At 55.6% G+C, this 22,381-nt stretch carries 17 protein-coding genes and 1 pseudogene; 15 read left to right on the top strand and 3 right to left on the bottom strand.

Going from position 1 to position 22,381, the window contains the following annotated elements:
* The first annotated feature begins 144 nt into the window (after positions 1 to 144).
* From AAC019_RS05215 to AAC019_RS05185, 7 genes are all read left to right on the top strand, one after another.
* Positions 145 to 2,982, top strand: coding sequence for a monovalent cation/H+ antiporter subunit A (locus tag AAC019_RS05215; protein WP_339897534.1), 2,838 nt, complete (start codon positions 145 to 147; stop codon positions 2,980 to 2,982).
* Positions 2,982 to 3,323 carry a Na+/H+ antiporter subunit C gene (locus AAC019_RS05210; RefSeq protein WP_339897533.1) on the top strand — a complete coding sequence of 114 codons (342 nt, stop codon included), beginning with the start codon at positions 2,982 to 2,984 and terminating at the stop codon, positions 3,321 to 3,323. Before AAC019_RS05215 ends, AAC019_RS05210 begins: the two co-directional genes overlap by 1 nt.
* Positions 3,320 to 4,855: a monovalent cation/H+ antiporter subunit D gene (locus AAC019_RS05205; RefSeq protein ID WP_339897532.1), complete on the top strand. Its 1,536-nt coding sequence runs from the start codon at positions 3,320 to 3,322 to the stop codon at positions 4,853 to 4,855. The genes AAC019_RS05210 and AAC019_RS05205 overlap by 4 nt, the downstream gene beginning before the upstream one ends.
* A complete protein-coding gene (locus AAC019_RS05200) occupies positions 4,848 to 5,363 on the top strand; it encodes a Na+/H+ antiporter subunit E (protein WP_339897530.1) in 516 nt (171 codons plus the stop codon). Before AAC019_RS05205 ends, AAC019_RS05200 begins: the two co-directional genes overlap by 8 nt.
* Complete coding sequence (locus AAC019_RS05195) at positions 5,348 to 5,617, top strand: K+/H+ antiporter subunit F (protein WP_339897528.1); 270 nt, start codon at positions 5,348 to 5,350, stop codon at positions 5,615 to 5,617. Before AAC019_RS05200 ends, AAC019_RS05195 begins: the two co-directional genes overlap by 16 nt.
* 21 nt (positions 5,618 to 5,638) lie before the next feature.
* The gene (locus AAC019_RS05190; RefSeq protein WP_339897527.1) at positions 5,639 to 5,989 is read left to right on the top strand and encodes a Na+/H+ antiporter subunit G; all 351 of its coding nucleotides are present in this window, start codon (positions 5,639 to 5,641) and stop codon (positions 5,987 to 5,989) included.
* Between the two features lie 404 nt (positions 5,990 to 6,393).
* Complete coding sequence (locus AAC019_RS05185) at positions 6,394 to 6,780, top strand: hypothetical protein (RefSeq protein ID WP_339897526.1); 387 nt, start codon at positions 6,394 to 6,396, stop codon at positions 6,778 to 6,780.
* A 721-nt stretch (positions 6,781 to 7,501) separates the two neighbouring features.
* On the opposite strand, the gene AAC019_RS05180 is transcribed toward AAC019_RS05185, so the two are convergent.
* Both AAC019_RS05180 and AAC019_RS05175 read right to left on the bottom strand, forming a co-directional pair.
* The gene (locus AAC019_RS05180; protein ID WP_339897525.1) at positions 7,502 to 8,935 is read right to left on the bottom strand and encodes a C13 family peptidase; all 1,434 of its coding nucleotides are present in this window, start codon (positions 8,933 to 8,935) and stop codon (positions 7,502 to 7,504) included.
* Positions 8,932 to 10,686 (bottom strand): DUF3592 domain-containing protein, encoded by a 1,755-nt coding sequence (locus AAC019_RS05175; protein ID WP_339897523.1) that lies wholly within the window; start codon positions 10,684 to 10,686, stop codon positions 8,932 to 8,934. The genes AAC019_RS05180 and AAC019_RS05175 overlap by 4 nt, the downstream gene beginning before the upstream one ends.
* Before the next feature lie 107 nt (positions 10,687 to 10,793).
* Here AAC019_RS05175 and pdsR point away from each other — a divergent pair, with 107 nt between their 5' ends.
* The 6 genes from pdsR (at position 10,794) to AAC019_RS05145 (ending at position 18,644) form a co-directional block, all read left to right on the top strand.
* Complete coding sequence (gene pdsR, locus AAC019_RS05170) at positions 10,794 to 11,489, top strand: proteobacterial dedicated sortase system response regulator (protein WP_339897522.1); 696 nt, start codon at positions 10,794 to 10,796, stop codon at positions 11,487 to 11,489.
* The gene (locus AAC019_RS05165) at positions 11,486 to 13,681 is read left to right on the top strand and encodes an ATP-binding protein (RefSeq protein ID WP_339897521.1); all 2,196 of its coding nucleotides are present in this window, start codon (positions 11,486 to 11,488) and stop codon (positions 13,679 to 13,681) included. The genes pdsR and AAC019_RS05165 overlap by 4 nt, the downstream gene beginning before the upstream one ends.
* A 95-nt stretch (positions 13,682 to 13,776) precedes the next feature.
* Positions 13,777 to 14,043, top strand: a complete 267-nt coding sequence (rpsT, locus tag AAC019_RS05160; RefSeq protein WP_041522812.1) for a 30S ribosomal protein S20 — start codon at positions 13,777 to 13,779, stop codon at positions 14,041 to 14,043.
* Between the two features lie 233 nt (positions 14,044 to 14,276).
* Positions 14,277 to 14,564 (top strand): DUF413 domain-containing protein, encoded by a 288-nt coding sequence (gene maoP / locus AAC019_RS05155; RefSeq protein ID WP_339897520.1) that lies wholly within the window; start codon positions 14,277 to 14,279, stop codon positions 14,562 to 14,564.
* Between the two features lie 249 nt (positions 14,565 to 14,813).
* Positions 14,814 to 16,205 carry an MFS transporter gene (locus AAC019_RS05150; RefSeq protein ID WP_339897518.1) on the top strand — a complete coding sequence of 464 codons (1,392 nt, stop codon included), beginning with the start codon at positions 14,814 to 14,816 and terminating at the stop codon, positions 16,203 to 16,205.
* A 72-nt stretch (positions 16,206 to 16,277) separates the two neighbouring features.
* Positions 16,278 to 18,644: an NdvB protein gene (locus AAC019_RS05145; RefSeq protein ID WP_339897517.1), complete on the top strand. Its 2,367-nt coding sequence runs from the start codon at positions 16,278 to 16,280 to the stop codon at positions 18,642 to 18,644.
* Between the two features lie 18 nt (positions 18,645 to 18,662).
* On the opposite strand, the gene AAC019_RS05140 is transcribed toward AAC019_RS05145, so the two are convergent.
* Positions 18,663 to 19,703 carry a LacI family DNA-binding transcriptional regulator gene (locus AAC019_RS05140; protein WP_339897516.1) on the bottom strand — a complete coding sequence of 347 codons (1,041 nt, stop codon included), beginning with the start codon at positions 19,701 to 19,703 and terminating at the stop codon, positions 18,663 to 18,665.
* A 181-nt stretch (positions 19,704 to 19,884) separates the two neighbouring features.
* On the opposite strand from AAC019_RS05140, the pseudogene AAC019_RS05135 reads away from it, so the two are divergent.
* Both AAC019_RS05135 and AAC019_RS05130 read left to right on the top strand, forming a co-directional pair.
* A pseudogene (locus tag AAC019_RS05135) lies at positions 19,885 to 20,448 on the top strand (gluconokinase, GntK/IdnK-type); the annotation flags it as partial.
* A gap of 162 nt (positions 20,449 to 20,610) precedes the next feature.
* Entirely contained in the window at positions 20,611 to 22,359 is a 1,749-nt protein-coding gene (locus tag AAC019_RS05130; protein ID WP_339897514.1) for an alpha-amylase family glycosyl hydrolase, read from the top strand.
* Positions 22,360 to 22,381 lie beyond the last annotated feature (22 nt).

Below are 22,381 nucleotides of genomic sequence, written 5' to 3'. Positions count from 1 at the left end.
GTGCATGCGCACCGCCGTCAGGGCAGACGCTACCAACCTTACTATCTCGATCCCCCGGTCTGCTCACCCAGTATTGTCATCTAATTATTATTTAATACCGGCGCTGTCAATCACCGCGCCGAGCAACTGGGGTGTTCTCACACCATGATGTTATTAGCTATTATCCTGCTGCCCATGATTGGCGCCGCCGTGCCCTTTATGACCGAGCGCATGGGGCGCACACTGTGCGCTTACTCGGCCGCCATCGGCCCTTTAATTGCGCTGGGGCTGTTAATCAGTAGCGCGCCCACCGTGTTTAGCGGTGAAGTGCTCTACAGCCAAACCAGCTGGCTGCCCTCACTGGGGCTAAACCTTAATTTGCGCCTCGATGGTTTGGGCCTGATGTTTGGCTTTTTGATTGTCGGCATCGGCCTGCTGGTTATTTTGTACGCCCGTTACTATCTGGCCCAACGCGACTCTCTGGCAAAACTCTACGCCCTGCTGCAACTGTTTATGATGGCGATGCTGGGCATCGTTATGTCAGATAACTTAATGTTGCTGATTGTGTTCTGGGAGATCACCAGCCTCGTCTCCTTTTTGCTGATTGGCTATTGGTCTAATCAATCGGACGCGCGCAAGGGCGCACGCATGGCGCTGGCCGTCACCGGTGCCGGCGGCCTATGTCTAATTGCCGGCGCACTGCTGATCGAGCGCATTGTCGGCAGCTTTGAGCTGGGGGCCATTTTTGCCGCCGGCGATGAGATCCGCGCCCACGCAAGTTATCCGGTTATTCTGATTCTGGTACTGCTGGGCGCCTTTACAAAATCGGCGCAGTTCCCCTTCCAGTTTTGGTTGCCCCACGCCATGAGTGCGCCCACGCCGGTCTCGGCTTATTTACACTCGGCCACCATGGTAAAAGCCGGGGTGTTTTTACTGGCGCGGATGTATCCGGCCCTGGCGGGCACCGATTGGTGGTTTTATATCGTCACCTTTACCGGCATGACCACCATGCTGTTTGGCGCTTACAACGCGCTGTTTAAACACGATCTAAAAGGCCTGTTGGCCTACTCCACCATCAGCCACCTGGGGCTGATTACCATGCTGTTTGGCTTTGGCACCCAGCTGGCCGTGGTGGCCGGTATTTTCCATATCATCAACCACGCCACTTTTAAGGCCTCACTGTTTATGGCCGCCGGTATTATCGACCACGAAACCGGCACCCGGGATATGCGCAAAATTAACGGCATGTGGAAGTACATGCCGCACACCGCGCTGCTGGCCATGGTAGCGGCGCTGGCGATGGCCGGGGTGCCGCTGCTTAACGGCTTCTTAAGTAAAGAGATGTTCTTCTCAGAGGCGCTTCACCTGGAGTCTATGGGCATGTTCAGCTGGCTCTTCCCGCTGCTGGCTACCCTCGCCGGGGTATTCTCGGTGGCTTACTCGGTGCGCTTTATTCACGATGTATTTTTTAACGGTGAGCCGATCGACTTGCCCAAGTTTCCGCCCCACGAGCCGCCGCGCTACATGATCGTGCCGGTGGAGATATTGGTGGGCTTGTGCCTTTTGGTGGGTATTGTGCCCAACCTGACGATAGCGCCATTTTTAGAGGCCGCCAGTTTGGCGGTACTGGGCGAGCAAATGCCCGAGTACCACATTGCCATCTGGCACGGTATTAACCTGCCGCTGATTATGAGCCTGGTGGCGATGGCCGGCGGGCTGATTATGTACAGCCAGCGCACCGGCCTGTTTGCTTTTTACGAGCGCAAATTCCGCCACGATGAAAAAATTGTGTTCGAGTCCCGGGTGCAGTTTTCAGTGCGGGTCGCCCAGCGCTTTACTGACTTTATTCAAAACAATTCGCTGCAACGCTACATGGCGCTATTAATTGCCAGCGCCGTGGCCGCCATTGGTTACGCGCTGTGGAATATGCCGCAATTGCTCGGCCCCATTGCGGTAAGCGATATCGAGCCGGTGAGCTTACTGGGGGCCGTTATTCTTATTATCGGTGCCTTTGGTACGGTGTTGCTGCACCACAACCGCTTGGCGGCGCTGTTATTACTGAGCGTTGTAGGGCTGATTGTCTCGCTGATTTTTGTCCGTTACTCGGCGCCGGATTTAGCGCTAACGCAACTGTCGGTCGAGGTGGTCACCATCGTTTTGCTGATGCTGGCGCTGTACTTTATGCCGCAGCTAACCCCCAACGAGTCGGGCAATAAACGCGTCGCGCGCGATATCGTGCTGGCCGGTGCCGCCGGTATTGGCATGGGCCTGATTACGCTGGCGCTACTTACCCAACCGTTCGATTCGATTGCCGATTACTACCTCGCCAACAGCGTCAGCGGTGGCGGCGGCGCCAACGTGGTGAACGTGATTCTGGTGGACTTCCGGGGTTTTGACACCCTGGGCGAGATTACCGTACTGGCCATTGCCGCGGTGGGCATTTACGCCATGCTCAACGGCCTGCACCTGCCACTGCCCCAGGCCGATGGCGAAGGCCGCCGCTGGGACAAAGAGCCCCACCCACCTATTCTGGCGGTTATGGCGCGTATTCTGTTGCCACTGGCGCTGCTGGTCTCGGTGTTTATCTTTTTGCGCGGCCACAATGCGCCGGGGGGCGGCTTTATCGCCGGCCTGGTCACCAGCGTCGCGCTGATTTTGCAGTACGTTGCCTCGGGCACCGCCTGGATGCAGGAGCGTTTGCGTTGGCGCTATCGCCGGGTCGCAGTATCCGGCGTGTTAATCGCCGCGCTCACGGGTATCGGCAGCTGGTTTTTAGGCTACCCGTTTTTAACCTCAACCTTTGGCCACTTTACCATTCCGCTGATCGGCGAGATCGAAATCGCCTCGGCCATGGCCTTTGATATTGGCGTATACACAACAGTGGTCGGTGCAACCATGCTGATTCTTGCCCATCTGGGTAAGTTGGCGCAAACCAGCCACTCCCCTCGCCCGGCTACCAGCAAGCCCTATAGCAGCCAAGAATTAACCAAAGGAGAGGACTAGTGGAAATTTTAATGGCAACTGTCATTGCTGTACTCACCAGCTGCGGTGTTTACCTGCTGCTGCGCGGGCGTACTTTTCCGATTATTCTCGGATTAACTCTGCTCACCTACGGCGTGAACCTGTTTATTTTTATCTCCGGCCGGCTCAACCCCGGCAGCAGCACGATTATCGGTGTGGGCGAGCAATACGCCGACCCACTCCCCCAAGCGCTGGTACTAACGGCTATCGTTATCAGTTTTGCCATGACCGCCTTTGTGCTGGTGCTGGCACTGCGCGCCCGGGCCGAGCTCGGCAACGATCACGTGGACGGTCGCATCAGCGTGGAGGATGTTAAATCGTGAGTCATTTGGCTATCGCTCCTGTTTTAATCCCACTGCTAACCGGGATTTTATTGCTACTCGGCACCGGCCGGCCGCTGACCATTCAGCGCAGCATCAGTTTTTTAAGTATCGTCGCTCAGGTAGCCGTGGCTACCGCTCTGGTTATTGGCACCGCCGGTGGCGAGATAACCGTGTACGCTTTGGGCAACTGGGCGCCGCCTTTTGGCATTGTGCTGGTGGTCGACCGGCTCAGCGCGCTGATGGTCTTTACCGCCGTGGTGCTGGCTTTTTTTAGTTTGTGGTATGCCGTGCGCGGTAACGATAAACCCGCCGACAGCCTGCACAGTGTGGTGCACTTTTTGTTAATGGGCGTAAACGGCGCGTTTTTAACCGGCGATTTGTTTAACCTGTTTGTGTTTTTTGAAGTGCTGCTGATCGCCTCTTACACGCTGTTGCTGCACGGTGGTGGCGCGGCCCGAATCAAATCGGGCCTGCACTATGTGCTGCTAAATTTGGCGGGCTCCAGCCTGTTTTTGTTAGCCGCGGCCATTTTGTACGGTGTGACCGGCACCCTAAACATGGCCGACATGGCCGTGAAGGTTGCTAACGCCACGCCTGAGCAAACGCCACTGCTTACCGCCGGGGCGCTATTGTTACTGGTGGTGTTTGGCCTAAAGGCGGCCATGGTACCTCTGTACTTTTGGCTGCCACGAGCCTATGCCTCGGCCTCGGCACCGGTCGCGGCGATGTTTTGTATCATGACCAAAATCGGCCTGTACGCCATCATCCGTGTCTACTCGCTGGTGTTTGGCAGCGAGGCCGGTGAGCTTGCCAATATCGCGCAGCCGTTTCTCTGGCCACTGGCGCTGGTAACACTAGCGCTGGGCGCTACCGGAGCACTGGCGGCGCGCGAGCTGCGCCTGCAAATTGCCTATCTGGTGGTGGTATCGGTGGGCACCTTACTGGCGGGCATCGCCCTCAACAATGTTCAGGCCCTAAGCGCCACCCTGTACTATTTGGTGCACTCCACCTGGATTTGCGGCGCGTTATTTTTACTCGCCGACGTGATCGTACGCCAGCGCGGCGCCACCGCCGATCGGATTATTACCGGGCCGGCGGTGCGTCAGGCGGTTAAACTCGGTGGGCTGTTTTTTATCGCTGCCGCCGCCATTATCGGCATGCCGCCGCTGTCGGGTTTTGTGGGTAAGCTGATGATTTTAAGCGCCGCGCAAACCGACCAACAAACCTTTTGGTTGTGGGCGATACTGCTGCTGGCAAGCTTTGTCATGATCACCGCCCTTAGCCGCAGTGGTAGCACCTTATTTTGGCGCACCGAAAACCGCGTCGCCAAAGCCGACAAAGCCGATCGCGGCGCCCTACTGGCGGTAATTTGTATGCTGAGTTTAACGTTGGTGTTAAGCGTGGCCGGTGACCCGGTAGTGCGTTTTACCCAGGCGCTGGCACAACAAACCCTAACCCCGTCACTGTATATCGATGCGGTGCTTAGCCACGAAACCCTAAGCGGTGCTCACGCCGGAGGTGCCCATGACTGAGGTGGCAAACAAAAAAACGTTGTTCCCGCACAAGCTGCTCAGCCTGTTTATGCTGCTGCTGTGGTTACTAATGGCCAACAGCATTAGTCCGGGGCAGTGGATTCTGGGCGGCATACTGGCCTGGGGGATTCCCTACTTAACGCAATCGTTTTGGCCGCAATCGATGGTGCTCTCCTCGCCCATGCTGGCAACGCGGTTTGTGGGGCTGGTGCTGTGGGACATTATTATTGCCAACATGCAGGTGGCGTTACTGATTTTAGGCTCGCGGCAAAAACTGCAGCCGGCCTTTATGAAGGTGCCTTTGGAACTAAAACAAGACTTCACCATTACCTTGCTGGCCAACACCATTTCGTTAACACCCGGTACCGTCACCGTCGACCTGCAAATGGACGAGGGGTATTTGTTGGTTCACGGCCTGCACGTCACCGATATAGAGGCGGCTATCGCCGCAATCAAACGCCGCTATGAAGCGCCTCTAAAGGAGATATTCGAATGCTCGACTCGGTAATCCAAATCACGTTATTTATGGTGGCGCTGGCGCTGGCGCTTAACCTCTGGCGGCTGTGTATCGGCCCCTCACTACCCGACCGCATTTTAGCGCTAGACACTATGTACATTAACTCTATCGCGGTGCTGGTGCTGTTTGGCATGCACGAGCGCAACAGCCTGTATTTTGAGGCCGCATTACTGGTAGCGGTAATGGGTTTTGTCGGCACAGTGGCGCTGTCAAAGTATTTACTGCGCGGCGACATCATTGAATAAAAAGCAGAGTAAGGATCGGTTATGAGTTTTGCCTTAGAAGTGTTAATCAGTGTATTACTGTTTGCCGGCGCCTGCTTTGCCTTAGTGGGCTCCATTGGCCTGGCGCGGTTACAAGATTTTTTTATGCGTCTACACGGCCCCACCAAAGCCACCACTTTGGGGGTTGGCGGCGTCATTGTCGGCTCGATTATCTTTTTCTCAAATCAAGGCCAGGGTCTTAGCTTGCACGAGCTGTTAATTGCCCTATTCTTGTTTATTACCGCCCCGGTAAGCGCCCACATTGTGGGCAAAGCCGCGCTGCATATGCAGCTTGCCTGCGAAGAGCGCACGCGGAATGTGAGTTGGCGGGATGGAAAGAAGAATTCGGATTAGTTGAGGAACGGGGAACGGCTCAAGGGGAACGAAATGACTGCAGCCTATGCCGTTTCACATTGCCAATGATGGATTATCACCACCAGCAGAGCAAAGAGAACCTAAAAAAACTGTCCGGAATTAGTTGACCACTACAGTTGTTTGAGTCTACGAACAATCCAGCCCCGCCGATGCTCAAAATCGTACCCCTCTCCCGAACCACACAAAAATTCCCGCCGGACACAGCGGGCGACGCAGTGGTAAAAAGGTGTGTCATCGAGAGAAATCAAGCGCTTGCGTGGCTGAGTCATGGCTCCTCCTTGAACGCCGGTGCTGTGAAATCCTTAAATTTACTTTGGTTCAGGGATGTGGCACTGTCAAGCTTGTGCTGCTTAAGCGTGTCATGGCCAAACGGGAGTCAGAAATTGAAGATAATAATATCGACGATTTTACTTTTGCTGAGTACTACAATAGCGGCAGAAGACGGACTGGTGATTCAGCTCACTATCAACGAAGAAACATCAGACGGATCAGAGAAAAGTAGATACATAAATGCAGTTCTACTAAGTTATCCTGGAACATCCACCTCTAAGTTCCCTGATCAATATGAAGTTAAGTTTCAGATCGATCCTCCTAAAAATGACACGTTTGACCTAGTGTTTACCCTCAAAGATACGTCTTCTGGAAACCCATACTACGTCGGCGCTGTTCCAGTCTCGATAAAAGCTGGCGAATCCAGAACCGTCATTTTTGAACGTAACAATCGCATTTATAACATCGTTCTGGACACATCCTATGGGAAGCTGCCATAACAAGCGACTGTGGTAAAAATCAAGTCTTGAATCGTGAATTCGATTTATAAGCAACTACGAAGCACCGCTTTTAAATCCCCTGCAGCCAGCCGAGCGGAGGTCTATTTTAGTGGGTAAGCAAATAGTGACAAGGTGAATGGCGCGAAGCGACAGAGAGGGCAGCCTGGGCTGCATTTGCGCAAGCATCGCCACGCCATGGAGAAGGTGAATGCCGGAGGCAGAGAGGCCGTCCTGGGCCGCGGCGTGTCGATGCGGCCCGCTAAAATGGCCGGATGAGGCCTAGCGATTGCAAAGCGCTGCTTTGCGCGTAGCCGAACGACGGCAAGCTCAGCTTGCCGGCAGGACGCGAGGGGACCCGAAGGGCTGAGGTGCCGGGGTGCGTTTGACGTGCATGGATGCACTAATGCAGCGAGCGCATGGACGCGCAGGAGCAGCATTGATTACTTCTTGTCGCACAACAAGAAGTAATTCGCCCGCCCGGCGACTGAGGGCAAACAAAGCAGTAACCAACCAATGTAGTCGTATGGCATCCAAAGCACTACGTAGTCAACAAAACCACTGGATACCGGCTCAAGGCCGGTATGACGGAGAAAACCCGTGTCAAGTTTGTGGGTGTCCTTGATATGTGGAAAAAACACCCTTTCTATTCGCCCGTCTCGCCAATGGTTTTGGTTTTATCGGTTCGGTGGTAAACACTTGGCGACTTTGTCTCCCAAAAGACCTACCGCTTTTGGGCGCTCCACCACTGCGGCAAGTACTCGACAATGGCGTCGCCGGCGTATATTTGCGGCTCGGAATGGGTAAAATCCTCCTCGCTCTCCCACTCGGTAATTAACTCGCGCGCACGGGTGTAAGCGGACTCAAAACTATCGGCCGTGGGCAGTGCGTGTTCAAAGTAGGCCCGGCCAAAATAGGTCATGGTGTCTTCATCGCCGCAGCCAAAGCTGGTGCGATCATCCCGTGCGGCGGTAATCACTAAATGCTCCGGCGCTTTAAGCGACTCTATAAAGCCGCCGGAATAACACGCCGAGATAATAATCACCTTCCACTTTACGTTTAAATTATTAACGGTTTGGGCCAAATCCCCGGCGGCCAAACCCAAAAACTCGTGCCCCGGCGTAGCCAGATAAAATTCATGATCGCTCGAGCCGTGGCTCGTCAGATACAACAATAAAATATCCTGCTCGGGGTCCATCTTTTGGCTGACCGACTGCAACGCTATAGGCAGGGATATGTTGCTCGCCAAGGGCGCCTCGCCCAGGGTATCTGGATGGTTGCCCAACAGCAGTGAGCGGCCGGCGCTGGAAAAGTCTGTATCCAGCAACGTCTGAACGGTTTTTGCCTCAAGGGTAAACACATCTTGCGTGCCATCGCCGGCGACAATTACAGGGTACAGATCAATCGCCTGCGGGTTGTGCGCCGCCACAGCATCCAGTGCTTTTTGTAATACCGCCGGCTGATCAAACAGAGCTTGCTCGACCCGCTGCTTGCGCGCCCAACGCTGTTGTTCTGATTGGGACTCGCCACGAAAGCGACCGTAGGCCCATTCGCCGGCTTCCATCACCTCGCCGCTGGCCACATCAACCCGCTCGCCAAAACCATCGAAGTAGCCCATGGCAAATTCGCCGGTGTAGCGCCATTTATCGTTGTGCCAGATACCGTAGCCCTCGTAGGCACCGTCGACGAATTCACCAGCGTAGTAACTGCCATCGGCGCCGGTAAAAGTCCCCTGCCCGTCAATTACCCCCGCGGTAAAATCACCGATATAAATATCACCATCGGCGGTGGTTAGCTGCCCCTCACCGGTAAAATCATAGTCGACAAACTCACCTTGATATTCCGTCCCATCACTACCGGTATAAATGCCCTCGCCGGTAAAGCGCCCCGCGATAAAGTCGCCCTGATAAGTATCACCCGTCGCCATACTCAGGGTGCCCTCGCCATCCATCATCCCCTCAGCAAACTCGCCCTCATAAACTTCGCCGTTAGGCCACTCAAGCCGCCCTTCACCGCTGAGCAAACCATCGCGTAATTCGCCGCTGTAGCGCGAGCCGTCGGGCAACGTTAGCGGTTGCCCCGCGGTGTCGGCTGACACGCAGCCGGCATTGAGCAAAATACACAGTAACCATAACGGCCAGCTAACGCCTGGGTTCATGCTTCGGGCACTCCGGTTAATAAACTGATGGATTCCAGCGCCTGTTTGGCTACCGCCTCGCCTTTAAAACTATAACCTATAGTGATGGGCCTGCCATTGCGCCGGTGAGCTTGAACTTTGTAGAAAGTGGCGTGGCTGTTACCGCTCTGGCTGGAGTAGCTCTCGGCAATGTCTAAATGCGTCAGCTCTGAGCGAGGCACGCGCGTACTGGACAAATTTATACCCAATAGTTTGCGCTGCGCAATCAATTGCTGGCGACCAAAAGTTACATCAAGGCTGGTTAGCAAAAAGTACAAACAAGGCAGTACCACCACCGCGCCGATACCCATAAACAGCGGCCCCATAAAATCCGCATCGATAAAGTAACCGGCGAAAAAGGCAACCGCGCCAAATATGATACCCACCAATTTAGCACCAGCGCTTTTAAACGCCGGGTAATGCATCGCAATACCGCCGGGTATTTGTTGAATATCCAGCGCGCTGTTTAGCAATTGCTCGCGCTCTTGCAAAGCTTGCTCGTGGTTTTCACTAGAGCTGCGTACTTGCACCGCGCTTGCACCGGTAGCAAATACCGGCACCTCGTAACTGCGATCAAAGTCGGCCCCGGTTAGCTCGGCCACAACGTGTAAGCGCCACAGGTGATAGCGGTTAGCCTCCGGCTCCGACTCGGGCAGCCCGGCATCCACATCAAACAAAAGCTCTAACAGTGTTCCGTGGCTACTGCGCTGGGTATGGGCATACCCCTCGCGCTGCCAAACGCAGTTTTCGCGGCGCTTGCGATCTTTGCCGCTGCCGGTGTAGTAACTCTCCAGGCACTGCAGGGTTACTTTAAAAGCATGAGCCCGATCGTAGGGTAGTTTTACATCAATAGTGCCGCCAAACTGCCCGCCAATAGCGCCGGGGTAAGGGTCGAGCTGCAACGGCGCCGGCCCAAAGCGGCGCCACTTGGCCGTCTCTGTTACCGCCCAAAACACCAGGCCCGCCCCCACCAGCGGAAACAGCAAACCGACCAACGCCACAGTGTTACCGTCTAAAAACTCGGCGATGCAATTAATACCGGTGGGGATGGCAATCAAGTTCCAAAAAACGGCAAAACACCAGGCAAAAATCATGATGGTTTTGCCGCTGCTTTTGATGGTGGCGCTGGCCCAGCTCCGGCGAGTCAGCCAGGGTTTGTTGTGAGCCGATGTACTTGCCAGCTCCTCTAATGGCGCCAGCAATAAATAGGCAATGATGCCAATACCCACCCCGCCAAACAGCACCACAAAGATCATTTCAAAACCGATCATCTCCGGCCGTAGGTCGCGGTTTAACACAGCGCTGGAAGGCTCGGCAGGATTCACATAAGCCGTTACCGGGCTGTTACTGGCGGCGGCGCGCTCCAACCTGCGGCCAAGGCTGTAATTAAAGTCGCCTATATTATCGAATGAATCATCAATAGATACTCGCTGGCCACTGTAGCTTAGCCCCTGATACTCGTAGCGGTAACTCGCGGTCGCCTTATAAGTGGTCGAGTGGTCGCCATGGCTGACTTTTAATTCTGCCCGGCTCAATTGCGCCGGCACCGCTTGCCACTGCTTCATTTGTTGCCAATCGCTAAACTGAGGCCACACCCCAAAAAGTGCCATACAAACACCTACGGCGGCAAACGGCAAACCAAACAGCAACCCCACCCAACGTTTTTTTATACGCTTCCAAAGACTGCCAGAAGCCTGAGTATTTGCGTGCAAGTAGGTTCCCCCCTGAGTCATAGCCTATCCCTTTTTGTATTATCTTAGGCTTTTAAGATACCATCTTTCGCCACGATAGTTTATCCGCAGCCTGCCGCACCGGCGGGCCTCAACACTGCGAGACACCTATGGCCCGCACCATTGCCATTGTAGAAGACGAACAGGCCATCGCCGATAACTATCGCGATGCCTTAACGCGACTTGGCTATCGCGTTAACCACTACTTAGATCGCCCCAGTGCTATGGCAGCCTTTAGCCAGTCACTACCGGATTTAGCCATCATTGATGTTGGGCTGGGTGACGATGTAGAGGGTGGCTTTGAGTTGTGCCGCGAGCTGCGCAGCCGCGCGCCCGAGCTGCCGATTGTATTTTTAACCGCCCGCAGCGATGAGTTTGATGTGATCTCGGGGCTGCGTCTGGGCGCCGATGACTACCTCACCAAAGACATCGGCCAGGCTCATATGCTGGCGCGCATCAGTGCACTGTTTCGGCGTATCGATGCTCTGCGCCAACCCGCCCGCGCCGACGACACCCTAACCCGCGGTGAGCTGCGCATTAACACCTCGCGCATGAGTGTGCACTGGCGCGAGCAAGCTATCGACTTAACCGTCACCGAGTTTTGGATTTTACACTCGCTGGCGCTGCATCCGGGGCACGTTAAAAATCGCCAACAACTGATGGATGCCGCCAACGTGGTGCTGGACGACAACACCATCACCTCGCACATTAAGCGCATCCGGCGCAAGTTTAACCAGCTCGACGACACGTTTGACCGGATACAAACGGCCTACGGCATGGGCTACCGCTGGCGCGAGGCGCCGTGAAGCTACGTCGCCAACTAGCCCTGATCAGCCTAATTGCCCTGGTGTTGCCGTGGGCACTGGGGCAGTACCTGCAAGTGTTTGACCGCTTGCTGCGCGAGGGACAAATTCGCGCCCTTAGCGCCACCGCCGAGGCCGTCGCCGCCCGCCTGGGGGCCGACACGGCCCTGCTGGATAACGCCCACCTAAGCAACCGCGCCAGCCTCGATGCCGACCTGGAAATCTACGCCCACACGCTGGCATCACCGCCCATGTTGGATGGCTACGCGCAAGACTGGCAGATGTTCGCGCTAACACCCCGGCTGTTTACCAATGAAGCAAATACCACAACCGACGATAGCCTTAAATTTCAGCTATCCACGGGTGTTTACGGTGACAGCTTATTTATATTAGCCGAGGTCACCGACCCCGAGCGCCGTTTTCACCACAGTGGCAGCACTCACCTGGCCAGCGGCGACCACCTGATTATCGCCAACCAACAACACCCGCTGGGGAGTCGTTACTACGCCATTCGGGCACAGGCTCCCGGACGCATTGAGGCGGTGTACCGCGACTCTGTGGGGCAGCGCCGCCCGGATTACCGCATTCGCGGCTTTTGGCGCGAAACCGCCGAGGGTTACCGGGTAGAGCTACGCATGCCGCTCGCCATGGCGAGCGAGGGCTTTGCCATATCCGCTATATCGCAGCAGTCAGGCGCCAAGCTGCGTGCCGCCGGCACCGCCAGCCCCTGGGCCGAGGTGGCGGGCGGCCCGGATGCCGGGGTATTACCCGGCACCGAGGGCCGCTTAATTCAGCAACAACCCCCGCTTGGCGATGCCCTTACGGTATTTGCCCGCCCCGGCATGCGCTTGTGGGTCACCGACCGGCAGGGGTGGCAAGTAGCGCAAGCCGGCCAACTTACCTCCGTCAGCCCCAAGCGCCACCCGCTGCTGCAGTGGCTATTAGACTTTGCCGGCCAACGCGACACCCTGCCCCCCTGGCAGCCAAGCCACAGCGGGCGCTTACAGCAAGGCCCGGCGACGGCAGCGCTTAACGGCACGGCCGCTAACCGCTGGTACCGCAACGGCTCTGACGATATCGCCAGTGTCGCGGCGCCCCTGTATCTGGATTGGCCCAGCGCGGGCGCGGTGGAGTCACAGTTGGCAGGCGCGGTGGTCATCGAGCAGCGCCTGCAACCCTGGCAAGGCCTGGGCGTTACGGCACTGGAGCGTCTGGCCTGGGTCAGTGCCATCAGTGGCGCGCTGCTGATATTGGTATTGGTGGGTTACGCCAGCTGGCTCTCGGCGCGAATTCGGCGGTTGTCGCGCGCCGCCAACGAGGCTCAATCGCTGCCACTCACTCAAGCGCTTACACACTGGCCCCGCTACCGCCTCAACGACGAGCTGGCCGACCTTGCGCGCCAGTACCGCGACCTGCTCACTCAGGTGCACGGTCATACCGACTACTTAAAAAGCTTAACCGGAAAGCTCTCTCACGAGCTGCGCACCCCACTGGCCATTGTGCGCTCCTCACTTGATAACATGGCCGCTAATATCGACACGCCGCGGGCCTCCGATGAGCCGCTAACGGTATACCTTGAGCGGGCCCGCCTCGGCAGCGAGCGCCTGAGCGCGATTATTACCGCCATGAGTGAGGCCGACCGGGTCGAGGCGAGTATTAAAGCCAGCGAGCCCGAGGCCATCGACTTGGCCGAGCTGCTTAACGACATGGCCGCCGCCTATCGCAGCGCCTACACCGGCCATCGTTTTAACGTAACAGTCGCCCCCGCCGCAGCCGGCGCCTACCAGAGCGTCGTAGCCCCCGAGCTACTGGTGCAATTGCTGGACAAACTGGTGGACAATGCCACCGATTTTGGTCCGCCAGACACCGCCATCGAATTACAGCTGCAACTGTGTCAGGATGACGAGCTGGGCCTAAGCTATCGCCTCAGTGTGCGCAATCAGGGGCCCGGGTTGCCTGCCGAGCTGGAGGGGCGGCTGTTTAACTCCCTCACCTCGTTGCGCAGCGGCAGCGGCAACAGCGCGCACCACAGCCGGGTGCATCTGGGGTTGGGGCTCTATATCGTCGAGCTGATTGCCCGGGCCCATCAAGGCCGGGCGCGGGCGCACAATACCGCCAATGGCGTCTGCTTTATGGTCGAGCTTCCCGCCAACAACCCGGGAATGTCGGCCAAGCGCCCAGAGACACTGGGCTAATTAAGCTATTGACATGCCGTTTAAAATAGGTAAAATGCCGCGTCTTTCAGATTCGTAGTATTTTCAGTTACACAGTAATTAATAGGAGCAACACGGTGGCAAATTCACCTCAAGCCAAAAAACGTGCACGCCAGAACGAAAAAGCTCGCAAGCACAACGCCAGCCTGCGCTCCATGGCGCGTACCTACTTGAAGAAAGTAGACGCAGCCATCGAAGCAGGTGACGCAGAACAAGCAAAAGCAGCCTTCGCCGCTGCTGTGCCAGTTCTTGATCGCATTGCTGATAAGGGCATTATTCACAAGAATAAAGCCGCTCGTCACAAGAGCCGCCTGAACAGCAAAATCAAAGCCTTGGCCGCCTAATAGGCTCATCGCTTGTAAAAAACCGGCTGCGGCCGGTTTTTTTATGCCTGGAAGTACCGGAAACGGAACAAGCGAAACGCAGAACGTAAGGCGCAGCTCCTCTTTTCAATCTCCCATCCTCCGTAAACGCTCTCCCTCCAGCTATTTCGCAAAACCGTCACCGCACTGCAACATAAACTTCAAAAAGCTGACGTATAACTCTGGGCAGGCAACCAACAGAGGGACTAATCGCCATGCTGCCGAGAGAGCACTACCTTAAGCAACCGTTTCAGGGTCACCGCAGCCTGAAGCAACCAGAGGCACTCACCAGCGCTCAGACCCGCCTGCTTAAAAAGCACGGCTCGCTGATTACCGCGCTGCTTAACGACGAAGTACTCAACCCCACATTGGACGATATGCGCACTGTGCGGATCATTACGCAAAAAAGCGCGCCCACCAACCCGGTAGAGCAAGCCTGGCTCAAGTACGAGGCGCTATTAGCCGAACAAAAGCCCAAGCGCCGCCTCAAGCGCAGCGCTTAATCGCGGCTAGTGGCCACCAACTGATACGCCCGCCCAGCCGCTTCGCGGCGGCTGCGGCGCCGTTGCCTTCACGGACTAATTTTAAGGCACTTAAGCTGTGGCGCCAGGCCTCTAGCTTGCCTCCCCTAAGCGAGTGCATGATCGCGCTACCCACCCCCCGACTAACGATTCTTTGCGCTCACAACGGTAGATTTTTTTACTAAAGGGCAATATGATAGCGCTACCATACAATAAAAACCGAGGCCACTTGTGAGCATTACCGCCACCGAGCAAACACCTAACGCCAAACAGTCCACCGCCAAACTCAGCTTTTGGGAGAAAGCCGGCTTTGGCGCCGGTGACCTGGGGTTCAATTTTTTCTGGGCCACCTGGTCATCGTACCTGATGATTTTTTACACCGACGTGTTTGGCATCTCGGCCGCGGCGGTGGGCACTATGATGCTGCTGACCCGCATCGTGGACGCTTTTACCGACCCGGCGATGGCCGCCATCGCCGACCGCACCCGCTCGCGCTGGGGCAAGTTTCGCCCCTACCTGCTGTTTGGTGCCATACCCATGGCCGGCGCTGCCATCTTGACCTTCACCATCCCGGACATCAGCGAGGGCGGCAAACTTATCTGGGCCTACGCCACTTACACGCTGATGATGCTGTGCTACACCATTTTAAGCATTCCCTACTCGGCACTGTCCGGCGTTATGACCGGCGATTCACAGCAGCGCACCACCCTCATCAGCTTTCGTTTTATCGGCGCCTTTGTCGGCACCATGATCGTTAATTGGTTGACACCCGACATGGTGAAATGGCTAGGCGGCGATAACGAAGCGCTCGGCTGGCAGTTAACCATGGGCCTTTATGGTGTGGTTGCCGCCGTATTGTTTGTTGTAGTGTTTGCCACCACCCGCGAGCGAATTACCCCGCCCGAGGGCCAACAAACGCACTTTACCAGCGACATTAAAGATCTGATTGATAACAAGCCCTGGCTGATTTTGTTTAGCCTGGCGCTGATTATTATGATCACTATTTATTTACGCGGTGCCACGGGTGCATATTACTTTACGTACTTTGTCGAGCGTCCGGAGTTAATTGGCCCCTACTTAGGCTTACAGTCGGCTGCACTGGCCATAGGCGCAGCCTGCACGCCGCTGATGACCATGTACCTGGGCAAAAAACAATTAATGGTACTGCTGATGAGCATCGTCGGTATTCTGTCTATTCTGTTCTTTTTTATCCCCAAAGATATGATCTGGCTGATGTTCGCGGTCAACACCATCATCTGTTTTGCCCTGGGCCCCAAGTCGCCACTGGCTTTTTCGATGTACGCCGATACCGCCGATTACACCGAGTGGAAAACCGGCCGGCGCGCCACCGCCATGACATTTGCCGCGGCCACCTTCTCGCAAAAATTGGGCGGCGCCATCGCCTCGGCCGTTATCGGCTGGACATTGGGCGCACTCGGTTATGTCGCCAATCAGGCGCAAAATGATGCGTCGCAAATGGGCATTGTTGTCCTGCTCACCATTGTGCCCGGCGCAGTCGCTTTAATTGCCGCCGGCGTTGTAAGTTTTTACTCGCTGGATGAAGCCACCATGGCGCAAATTCAGCAAGACTTAGCTGACCGCAAGACCCCCGCCACTCCCTAATAGTGGCGTGAGGGTTGTGCTTTGGGTGCCCTAGGGCACCCTTTTTTATTTAGTATTCTCAGAGGAACCGCCATGCTTTTTGCCGCCCCCAATGGCCAGCACTACCATCTGCAAAGCCCCACCCTTATGCCTCGTGCGGCCGGTTTTTTGTGGAATAAAAAAATGATGATCCAAATGAACTGCCGCGGTTACGCCATCGCGCAGTTTATGCAACCCGAGCCTGCCAAATACGCCTACGCCCCCAATCTGGAGGCTAAGACGTTTATGCAGCCCGAGCAACCTTACTACGCGCACCACCCGGGCCGCTTTTTTTATATAAAAGACGAAGACACGGGCGAGATTTTCTCTGCCCCTTATGAGCCCGTGCGCAACCGCGACAGCGAGTTTTGTTTTTCGCCCGGCAAAAGCGATATCCGCTGGACGGTTAAATGCGGTAATGTGGAAATTAATCTGCGCCTCGCGCTGCCGGTAGACGATGTGGTGGAACTATGGGACGTTTCGGTTAAAAACCTCAGCGAACAAGCGCGTAACATTAGCCTCTACCCCTATTTTACCCCGGGCTATATGAGCTGGATGAACCAGAGCGCCGAGTACAACCCCGAGCTGCAAGCGGTAGTCGCCAGCTGCGTTACCCCCTATCAAAAATACCCGGACTACTTTAAAAACCAACACTTTAAAGACAAAACCTATTTGCTGGCCGAGCGCAAACCCGACGCTTGGCAAGTTCAGCGCGAAGCCTTTGAGGGCGAAGGCGGGTTGCACAACCCCGACGCCTTGCAACAAGATTTATTGCCCTGCGACGACTCGCGCTACGAGCCCCCTTTGGCGGCGCTGCAGTATCGCATCGCCCTGGCATCCGGCCAAAGCCAAAGCTACCGCTTTGCATTTGGCCCCGCCAAAGACGAGGCCGAGATTAAACAAATACGCGACCAGTACCTCAGCGAAGCGGGCTTTGATCAGGCGCGCGAGGACTACGACAATTACATCGATGAAGGTGCGGGGGTACTGCAGATCGACACCCCCGACCACGGGCTGAATAATTTCGTCAACCATTGGCTGGCGCGACAGGTGTATTACCACGGCGACGTTAACCGCTTAACCACCGACCCGCAAACCCGCAACTACCTGCAAGACAATATGGGCATGACTTACATCAAGCCCGAGATTGCCCGGCACGCGTTTTTACATTCTCTGAGCCAACAGGAAAGCTCGGGCGCCATGCCCGACGGCATTCTGTTGCACGAAGACGCCGAATTAAAATACATCAACCAAGTGCCTCACACCGATCACTGTGTCTGGCTGCCAGTGTGCTTAAAAGCCTACTTAGATGAGACCGGTGACTTTGATCTGCTAAACGAAACTGTGGTCGGTTCAGACGGCAAAACCCTGACCGTAGCCGAGCGCATCAGCGGCGCCATGAGCTGGCTGCTAAGCTCGCGCGACGAACGCGGTCTGTCCTATATCGCTCAGGGCGACTGGTGCGACCCCATGAACATGGTGGGCTACAAGGGCAAAGGCGTATCCGGCTGGTTAAGTGTCGCCACCGCCTACGCCCTTAACCTTTGGGCCGATATCTGCGAGCAAAATGCGATTGACACACCGCAGGATTTTCGCGCCGGCGCCGATGAGATTAACACATCGGTCAACACACATTTGTGGGATGGTGACTGGTACGGTCGCGGCATTACCGATGACGATATAGTCTTCGGCATTAGCAAAGATACTGAGGGCCGTATATTCCTCAACCCACAAAGCTGGGCCATATTGGCGGGCACCTGCTCGGCAGATCAGCGCGCAAAAATGATTAAAGCCGTCGAGGAGCAATTAGAAACCCCTTACGGCGTTACCATGCTCGCCCCCGCTTTTACCGCCATGCGCGAAGATGTGGGCCGGGTGACACAAAAGCACCCGGGCTCGGCCGAGAATGGCTCGGTGTACAACCACGCGGCTATTTTTTATATCTACAGTCTGTACACCATCGGCGACACGGATCGCGCGTATAAACTGTTGCGGCAAATGATTCCGGGGCCCGATGTAAACGATCTACAACAGCGCGGCCAAATGCCTATTTATATCCCCAATTACTATCGCGGCGCTTACCATCAGTTTCCACGCACCGCCGGGCGCTCCAGCCAGCTGTTTAATACCGGTACTGTTAGCTGGGTGTATCGTTCGCTGCTGGAAGGTTTATTTGGCTTAAAAGGCGATAAAAACGGTTTGACCGTAGCCCCTCAGTTGCCCGCCGATTGGCCGGTGGCGCACGTGACCCGCGAGTTTCGCGGCGCCACTTTAACGGTTAGCTACCGTCGCACAACAGCCCATAACGGCACCGTTATTTTACTTGATGGGGTTCGCCAGAACGGCTCGACAATAACGGGCTTAGTGGCCGGCCAGCACTATCAGCTCGAGGTAAGTATCGGCCCGGGTCAGCCGCAATAAGGTAATGCCAGAGGAGTGCTACAAACTCGACATACGGGTCGATTGACGCATACGTAACTCAAAGCCGATATCGACCTGTACCGGGTTATTGGGCGCGCCCTTGAGCACATTTAAAATCATTTGCGCCGCCTGCACACCCATCTCATAGCGCGGTACGTGCACACTGGACAGCGAAGGGTTTACAAACGCCGACGTTTCAAAGTCGTTAAAGCCGCACAGGGCGATATCTTTAGGTACATTTAAATTCATTCGCTGGCATTCAAACAAAGCCCCCAGCGCCAGGTCATCGTTACAGCAAAACACCGCATCGATCTTGCCCCCGGAGGTACTGAGCAAACCGCGCAGCAACTCTCCGCCAAGGGCAATCGACGATGGCGACGGCGTGGTGGTAAACAGCTCGGAGTCATACAAATCGCGCTCTTGCAGCGCCTCTTTAAAACCCGCCATACGCTGCTGCACTCGGGTATCCATACGTGCGCCGATAAACCCAATGCGCTGGTAGCCGCACTCCTTGAGTTTATTACCCACCTCGAGCCCAGCCTGAAAGTGCGAAAAACCAATGTTCATATCCAGCGGCTGCTCGAGTATCTCCATCATCTGCACCACCGGAATCGCGGCCGAACTAAGCATCCGCTGACAGGCACGGGTTTGATCGCCACCGGTAACGATCATCGCCTCGGGTGACTGACTGAGCAGCGTGCGAATCATGTTTTCTTCTTCGATGGGAGAGTAATGGGTGTCGACCATCAGCACTTTATAACCGCTGGCACCGGCCACATCGTAAATCCCGCGCAATACATCGTTAAACACAATGTTTGACAGCGACGGGATAGCAACCCCAATAACCTGCGAGCGGGCCGAGGCCAGCGAGCTGGCCGACTGGTTGGGGATATAGCCGAGCGTGTCAATCGCCTCGCGCACCCGGTGACATAGCTCTTCGGAGACTTTATCGGGATGGTTAAGCACCCGCGAAACCGTAATGGCACTAACGCCAGACAGTTTTGCCACATCGGCCAACGTCGCCCGTTTTGACTTAGTGTTACGAGTGCGCCCAGCCATAACAAATCCCTAATAAAATTTACTTTTGCTCAAAGCGAGCATGGTAGCACAAGGGCGAATGTTTGCGCTATCATAAGCCTACGACCCTGCGCCGGGTATTTAACCCGGCGCGCACGACCGTTATGAACTACCGACTTAGTCGTGATGCAGGCGGCCAGATAACCAGGATAAAGAGAGAAACACCATGCCAAGCGCGGAGCAACCCGTTTTACTCATTGTTATGGGTGTATCCGGCACCGGCAAATCCAGTGTCGCCGAAGCTCTGGCGCAGCATTACGGTTACCGCTATCTCGATGCCGACGACTTTCACAGTGACGAAGCCAAAGCCCTTATGGCACAAGGCACGCCCCTCACTGATGCATTACGCGCCCCCTGGGTGCGCAATATTAGTGCATACCTAAGCCAATGTGCCGCCAACGGCACCAGTTGCACCTTAGCGTTTTCGGGCCTGCGCCAGGATCACCGCCAACAGTTGCGCCAACTGCCCTTTCGCCGTTTGTTTGTTTTTCTTGCCGGCGATAAAAACACCATTGCCGCACGCATGAACCTTAGGCAAGACCACTTTATGCCTACCAGCCTGCTCGACAGCCAGCTAGCCAGCCTGCAATCGCCGCTGGGCGAGCCCGACGTGATTGAGATATCCATAGAGCCGGTATTAGACACGGTTATCGCCACCTGTATTGCACACATCGACAATGCGCTGCGCATGCCTTACCACTCACTGGCCGCTAATCCGGCATATTAATTGCGTTACATTGCTCAGGCACACACTTATTTTTGCGTAGCAAACAGGCGCGCCAGCACCTATTATCACAAGGGGCTGATAGCAACCGGCTAACGCCGACAAGACCTGCCAGAATAAGCGTCTAAGGCCCCGTATTCACGGTACTGCAAAAGGTCCGCAGCAATGACAACCGACTTTCTCTCGCTCGATGAACTGCACTGTAAAATTCACTCGCTACTCGAAACTCTTTACCCCAACAGCGACCCACAGGCATTAACCCAGGCCTGCCTCGACGCCATTGGACCCCGGCAAAATAAAGACGTTGTCGCACCCGAGCGGCTCTGGTCAGAAAAAGACAGCCTGCTGATTACCTACGGCAACTCGGTGCGCGAGGCCGGCCATAAACCGCTCGATACCCTGCAAAACTTTTTGCACGATAAGCTCCAAAATGTGTTTAGTGCTGTGCATGTCTTACCGTTTTTCCCGCACTCGTCGGACGATGGCTTTGCCGTTATCGACTACACCCAAGTAGACCCGGAGTTGGGCGACTGGGATGATATCAACGCCCTGTCACACGATTTTAAGCTAATGGCCGATCTGGTCATTAATCACGTTTCCAGTCAAAGCTTGTGGTTTCGCAACTATCAGTACGGCAAAGACCCGGGCCGGGGTTACTTTGTTGAAGCCGACCCCAACTACGACTTAAGCAACGTAGTGCGCCCGCGCACCAGCCCGTTGCTGCGCAAAACCGAAACCGCCGAGGGCATCAAACACGTATGGTGTACGTTCAGCCACGACCAGGTGGATGTGGACTTTCGCAACGAGCAAGTCCTGCTGGAGTATGTGCGCATCATCGGCCGCTATTTAGACGAAGGCGCACAGTGGATTCGCCTGGATGCCGTCGCGTTTTTATGGAAGGAGCTGGGCACCAACTGTATTCACCTGCCGCAAACCCACGATGTGGTAAAGCTGGTGCGTCTGCTCACCGAGTACAAAAACGCCCACGCGCTGCTCATTAGCGAAACCAATGTCCCTAACCGCGAGAACCTAACTTACTTTGGCAACAGCAACGAAGCGCATATTATTTATAACTTTAGTTTGCCGCCACTGGTTATTCACGCGCTGCTCGCCGGCGATTGCACCTACTTAAAAAGCTGGATGATGAGCATGCCGCCCTCACCGGTGGGCTGTACTTATTTAAACTTTACCGCCAGCCACGACGGTATTGGCTTGCGCCCCGCCGAGGGGTTGCTAAACGACGACGAACTAAAACAAATGCTGGGCACGCTGGAATCGTTTGGTGGACGCATATCAACCCGCACCGACGCCGAGGGCTTTGAGAAACCCTACGAGGCCAACATAGCCCTATTTGACGCCTTTAAAGGCACCTATAACGGCACCGACAAGTGGCAAGTGGAACGTCTGATTTGCTCGCAAAGTATTATGCTCGCCGTCGAAGGGATTCCCGCGTTTTATATTCACACGCTGTTTGCCACTCCCAACGACGAAGACAAACTCGAAGCCACCGGCCACAACCGCTCGATCAACCGCCGCAACTGGAGCTTGAGTGATTTACAGGCCCGTATTAACGAACCCGGCGGCCCCGGCCAACGAGTCTTTGACGAGCTGCGCCGGCTTATCCGGCTGCGCTCACATCAACCGGCGTTTCACCCCAACGCCACCCAGTTTACGCTGCATTTACGCCCAGAGATTTTTGCTTTTTGGCGTCAGAGCATGCGCCGGACACAAAGCATTTTTTGTATCTACAACCTAAGTGACCAGCCGCAAGAGGTAAACCTGTCAGATTTAAACTTAATCAGCACCGAGACCTGGTTCGATTTGATTGGCGATCAGCCCATCTCCGATCTATACGGAAAAGTCACCTTAGCGCCCTACCAATCGCTGTGGCTCACTAATTATAGTGACGGGTGACGGGTGACGGGTGACGGGTGAC

The organism is uncultured Gilvimarinus sp., from assembly GCF_963975215.1.
In the GTDB taxonomy this organism is placed as follows: domain Bacteria; phylum Pseudomonadota; class Gammaproteobacteria; order Pseudomonadales; family Cellvibrionaceae; genus Gilvimarinus.
This window is presented reverse-complemented; position numbering and strand designations above follow the sequence as displayed.

What these genes read in the sequence shown, in the direction of transcription:
- AAC019_RS05130 (WP_339897514.1), top strand. Translation starts at nt 20,611, where the DNA reads ATGACAACCGACTTTCTCTCGCTCGATGAACTGCACTGTAAAATTCAC.
- AAC019_RS05200 (WP_339897530.1), top strand. Translation starts at nt 4,848, where the DNA reads ATGACTGAGGTGGCAAACAAAAAAACGTTGTTCCCGCACAAGCTGCTC.
- AAC019_RS05175 (WP_339897523.1), bottom strand. Translation starts at nt 10,686, where the DNA reads ATGACTCAGGGGGGAACCTACTTGCACGCAAATACTCAGGCTTCTGGC.
- AAC019_RS05215 (WP_339897534.1), top strand. Translation starts at nt 145, where the DNA reads ATGATGTTATTAGCTATTATCCTGCTGCCCATGATTGGCGCCGCCGTG.
- AAC019_RS05195 (WP_339897528.1), top strand. Translation starts at nt 5,348, where the DNA reads ATGCTCGACTCGGTAATCCAAATCACGTTATTTATGGTGGCGCTGGCG.
- AAC019_RS05145 (WP_339897517.1), top strand. Translation starts at nt 16,278, where the DNA reads ATGCTTTTTGCCGCCCCCAATGGCCAGCACTACCATCTGCAAAGCCCC.
- pdsR (WP_339897522.1), top strand. Translation starts at nt 10,794, where the DNA reads ATGGCCCGCACCATTGCCATTGTAGAAGACGAACAGGCCATCGCCGAT.
- AAC019_RS05140 (WP_339897516.1), bottom strand. Translation starts at nt 19,703, where the DNA reads ATGGCTGGGCGCACTCGTAACACTAAGTCAAAACGGGCGACGTTGGCC.
- AAC019_RS05190 (WP_339897527.1), top strand. Translation starts at nt 5,639, where the DNA reads ATGAGTTTTGCCTTAGAAGTGTTAATCAGTGTATTACTGTTTGCCGGC.
- AAC019_RS05180 (WP_339897525.1), bottom strand. Translation starts at nt 8,935, where the DNA reads ATGAACCCAGGCGTTAGCTGGCCGTTATGGTTACTGTGTATTTTGCTC.
- maoP (WP_339897520.1), top strand. Translation starts at nt 14,277, where the DNA reads ATGCTGCCGAGAGAGCACTACCTTAAGCAACCGTTTCAGGGTCACCGC.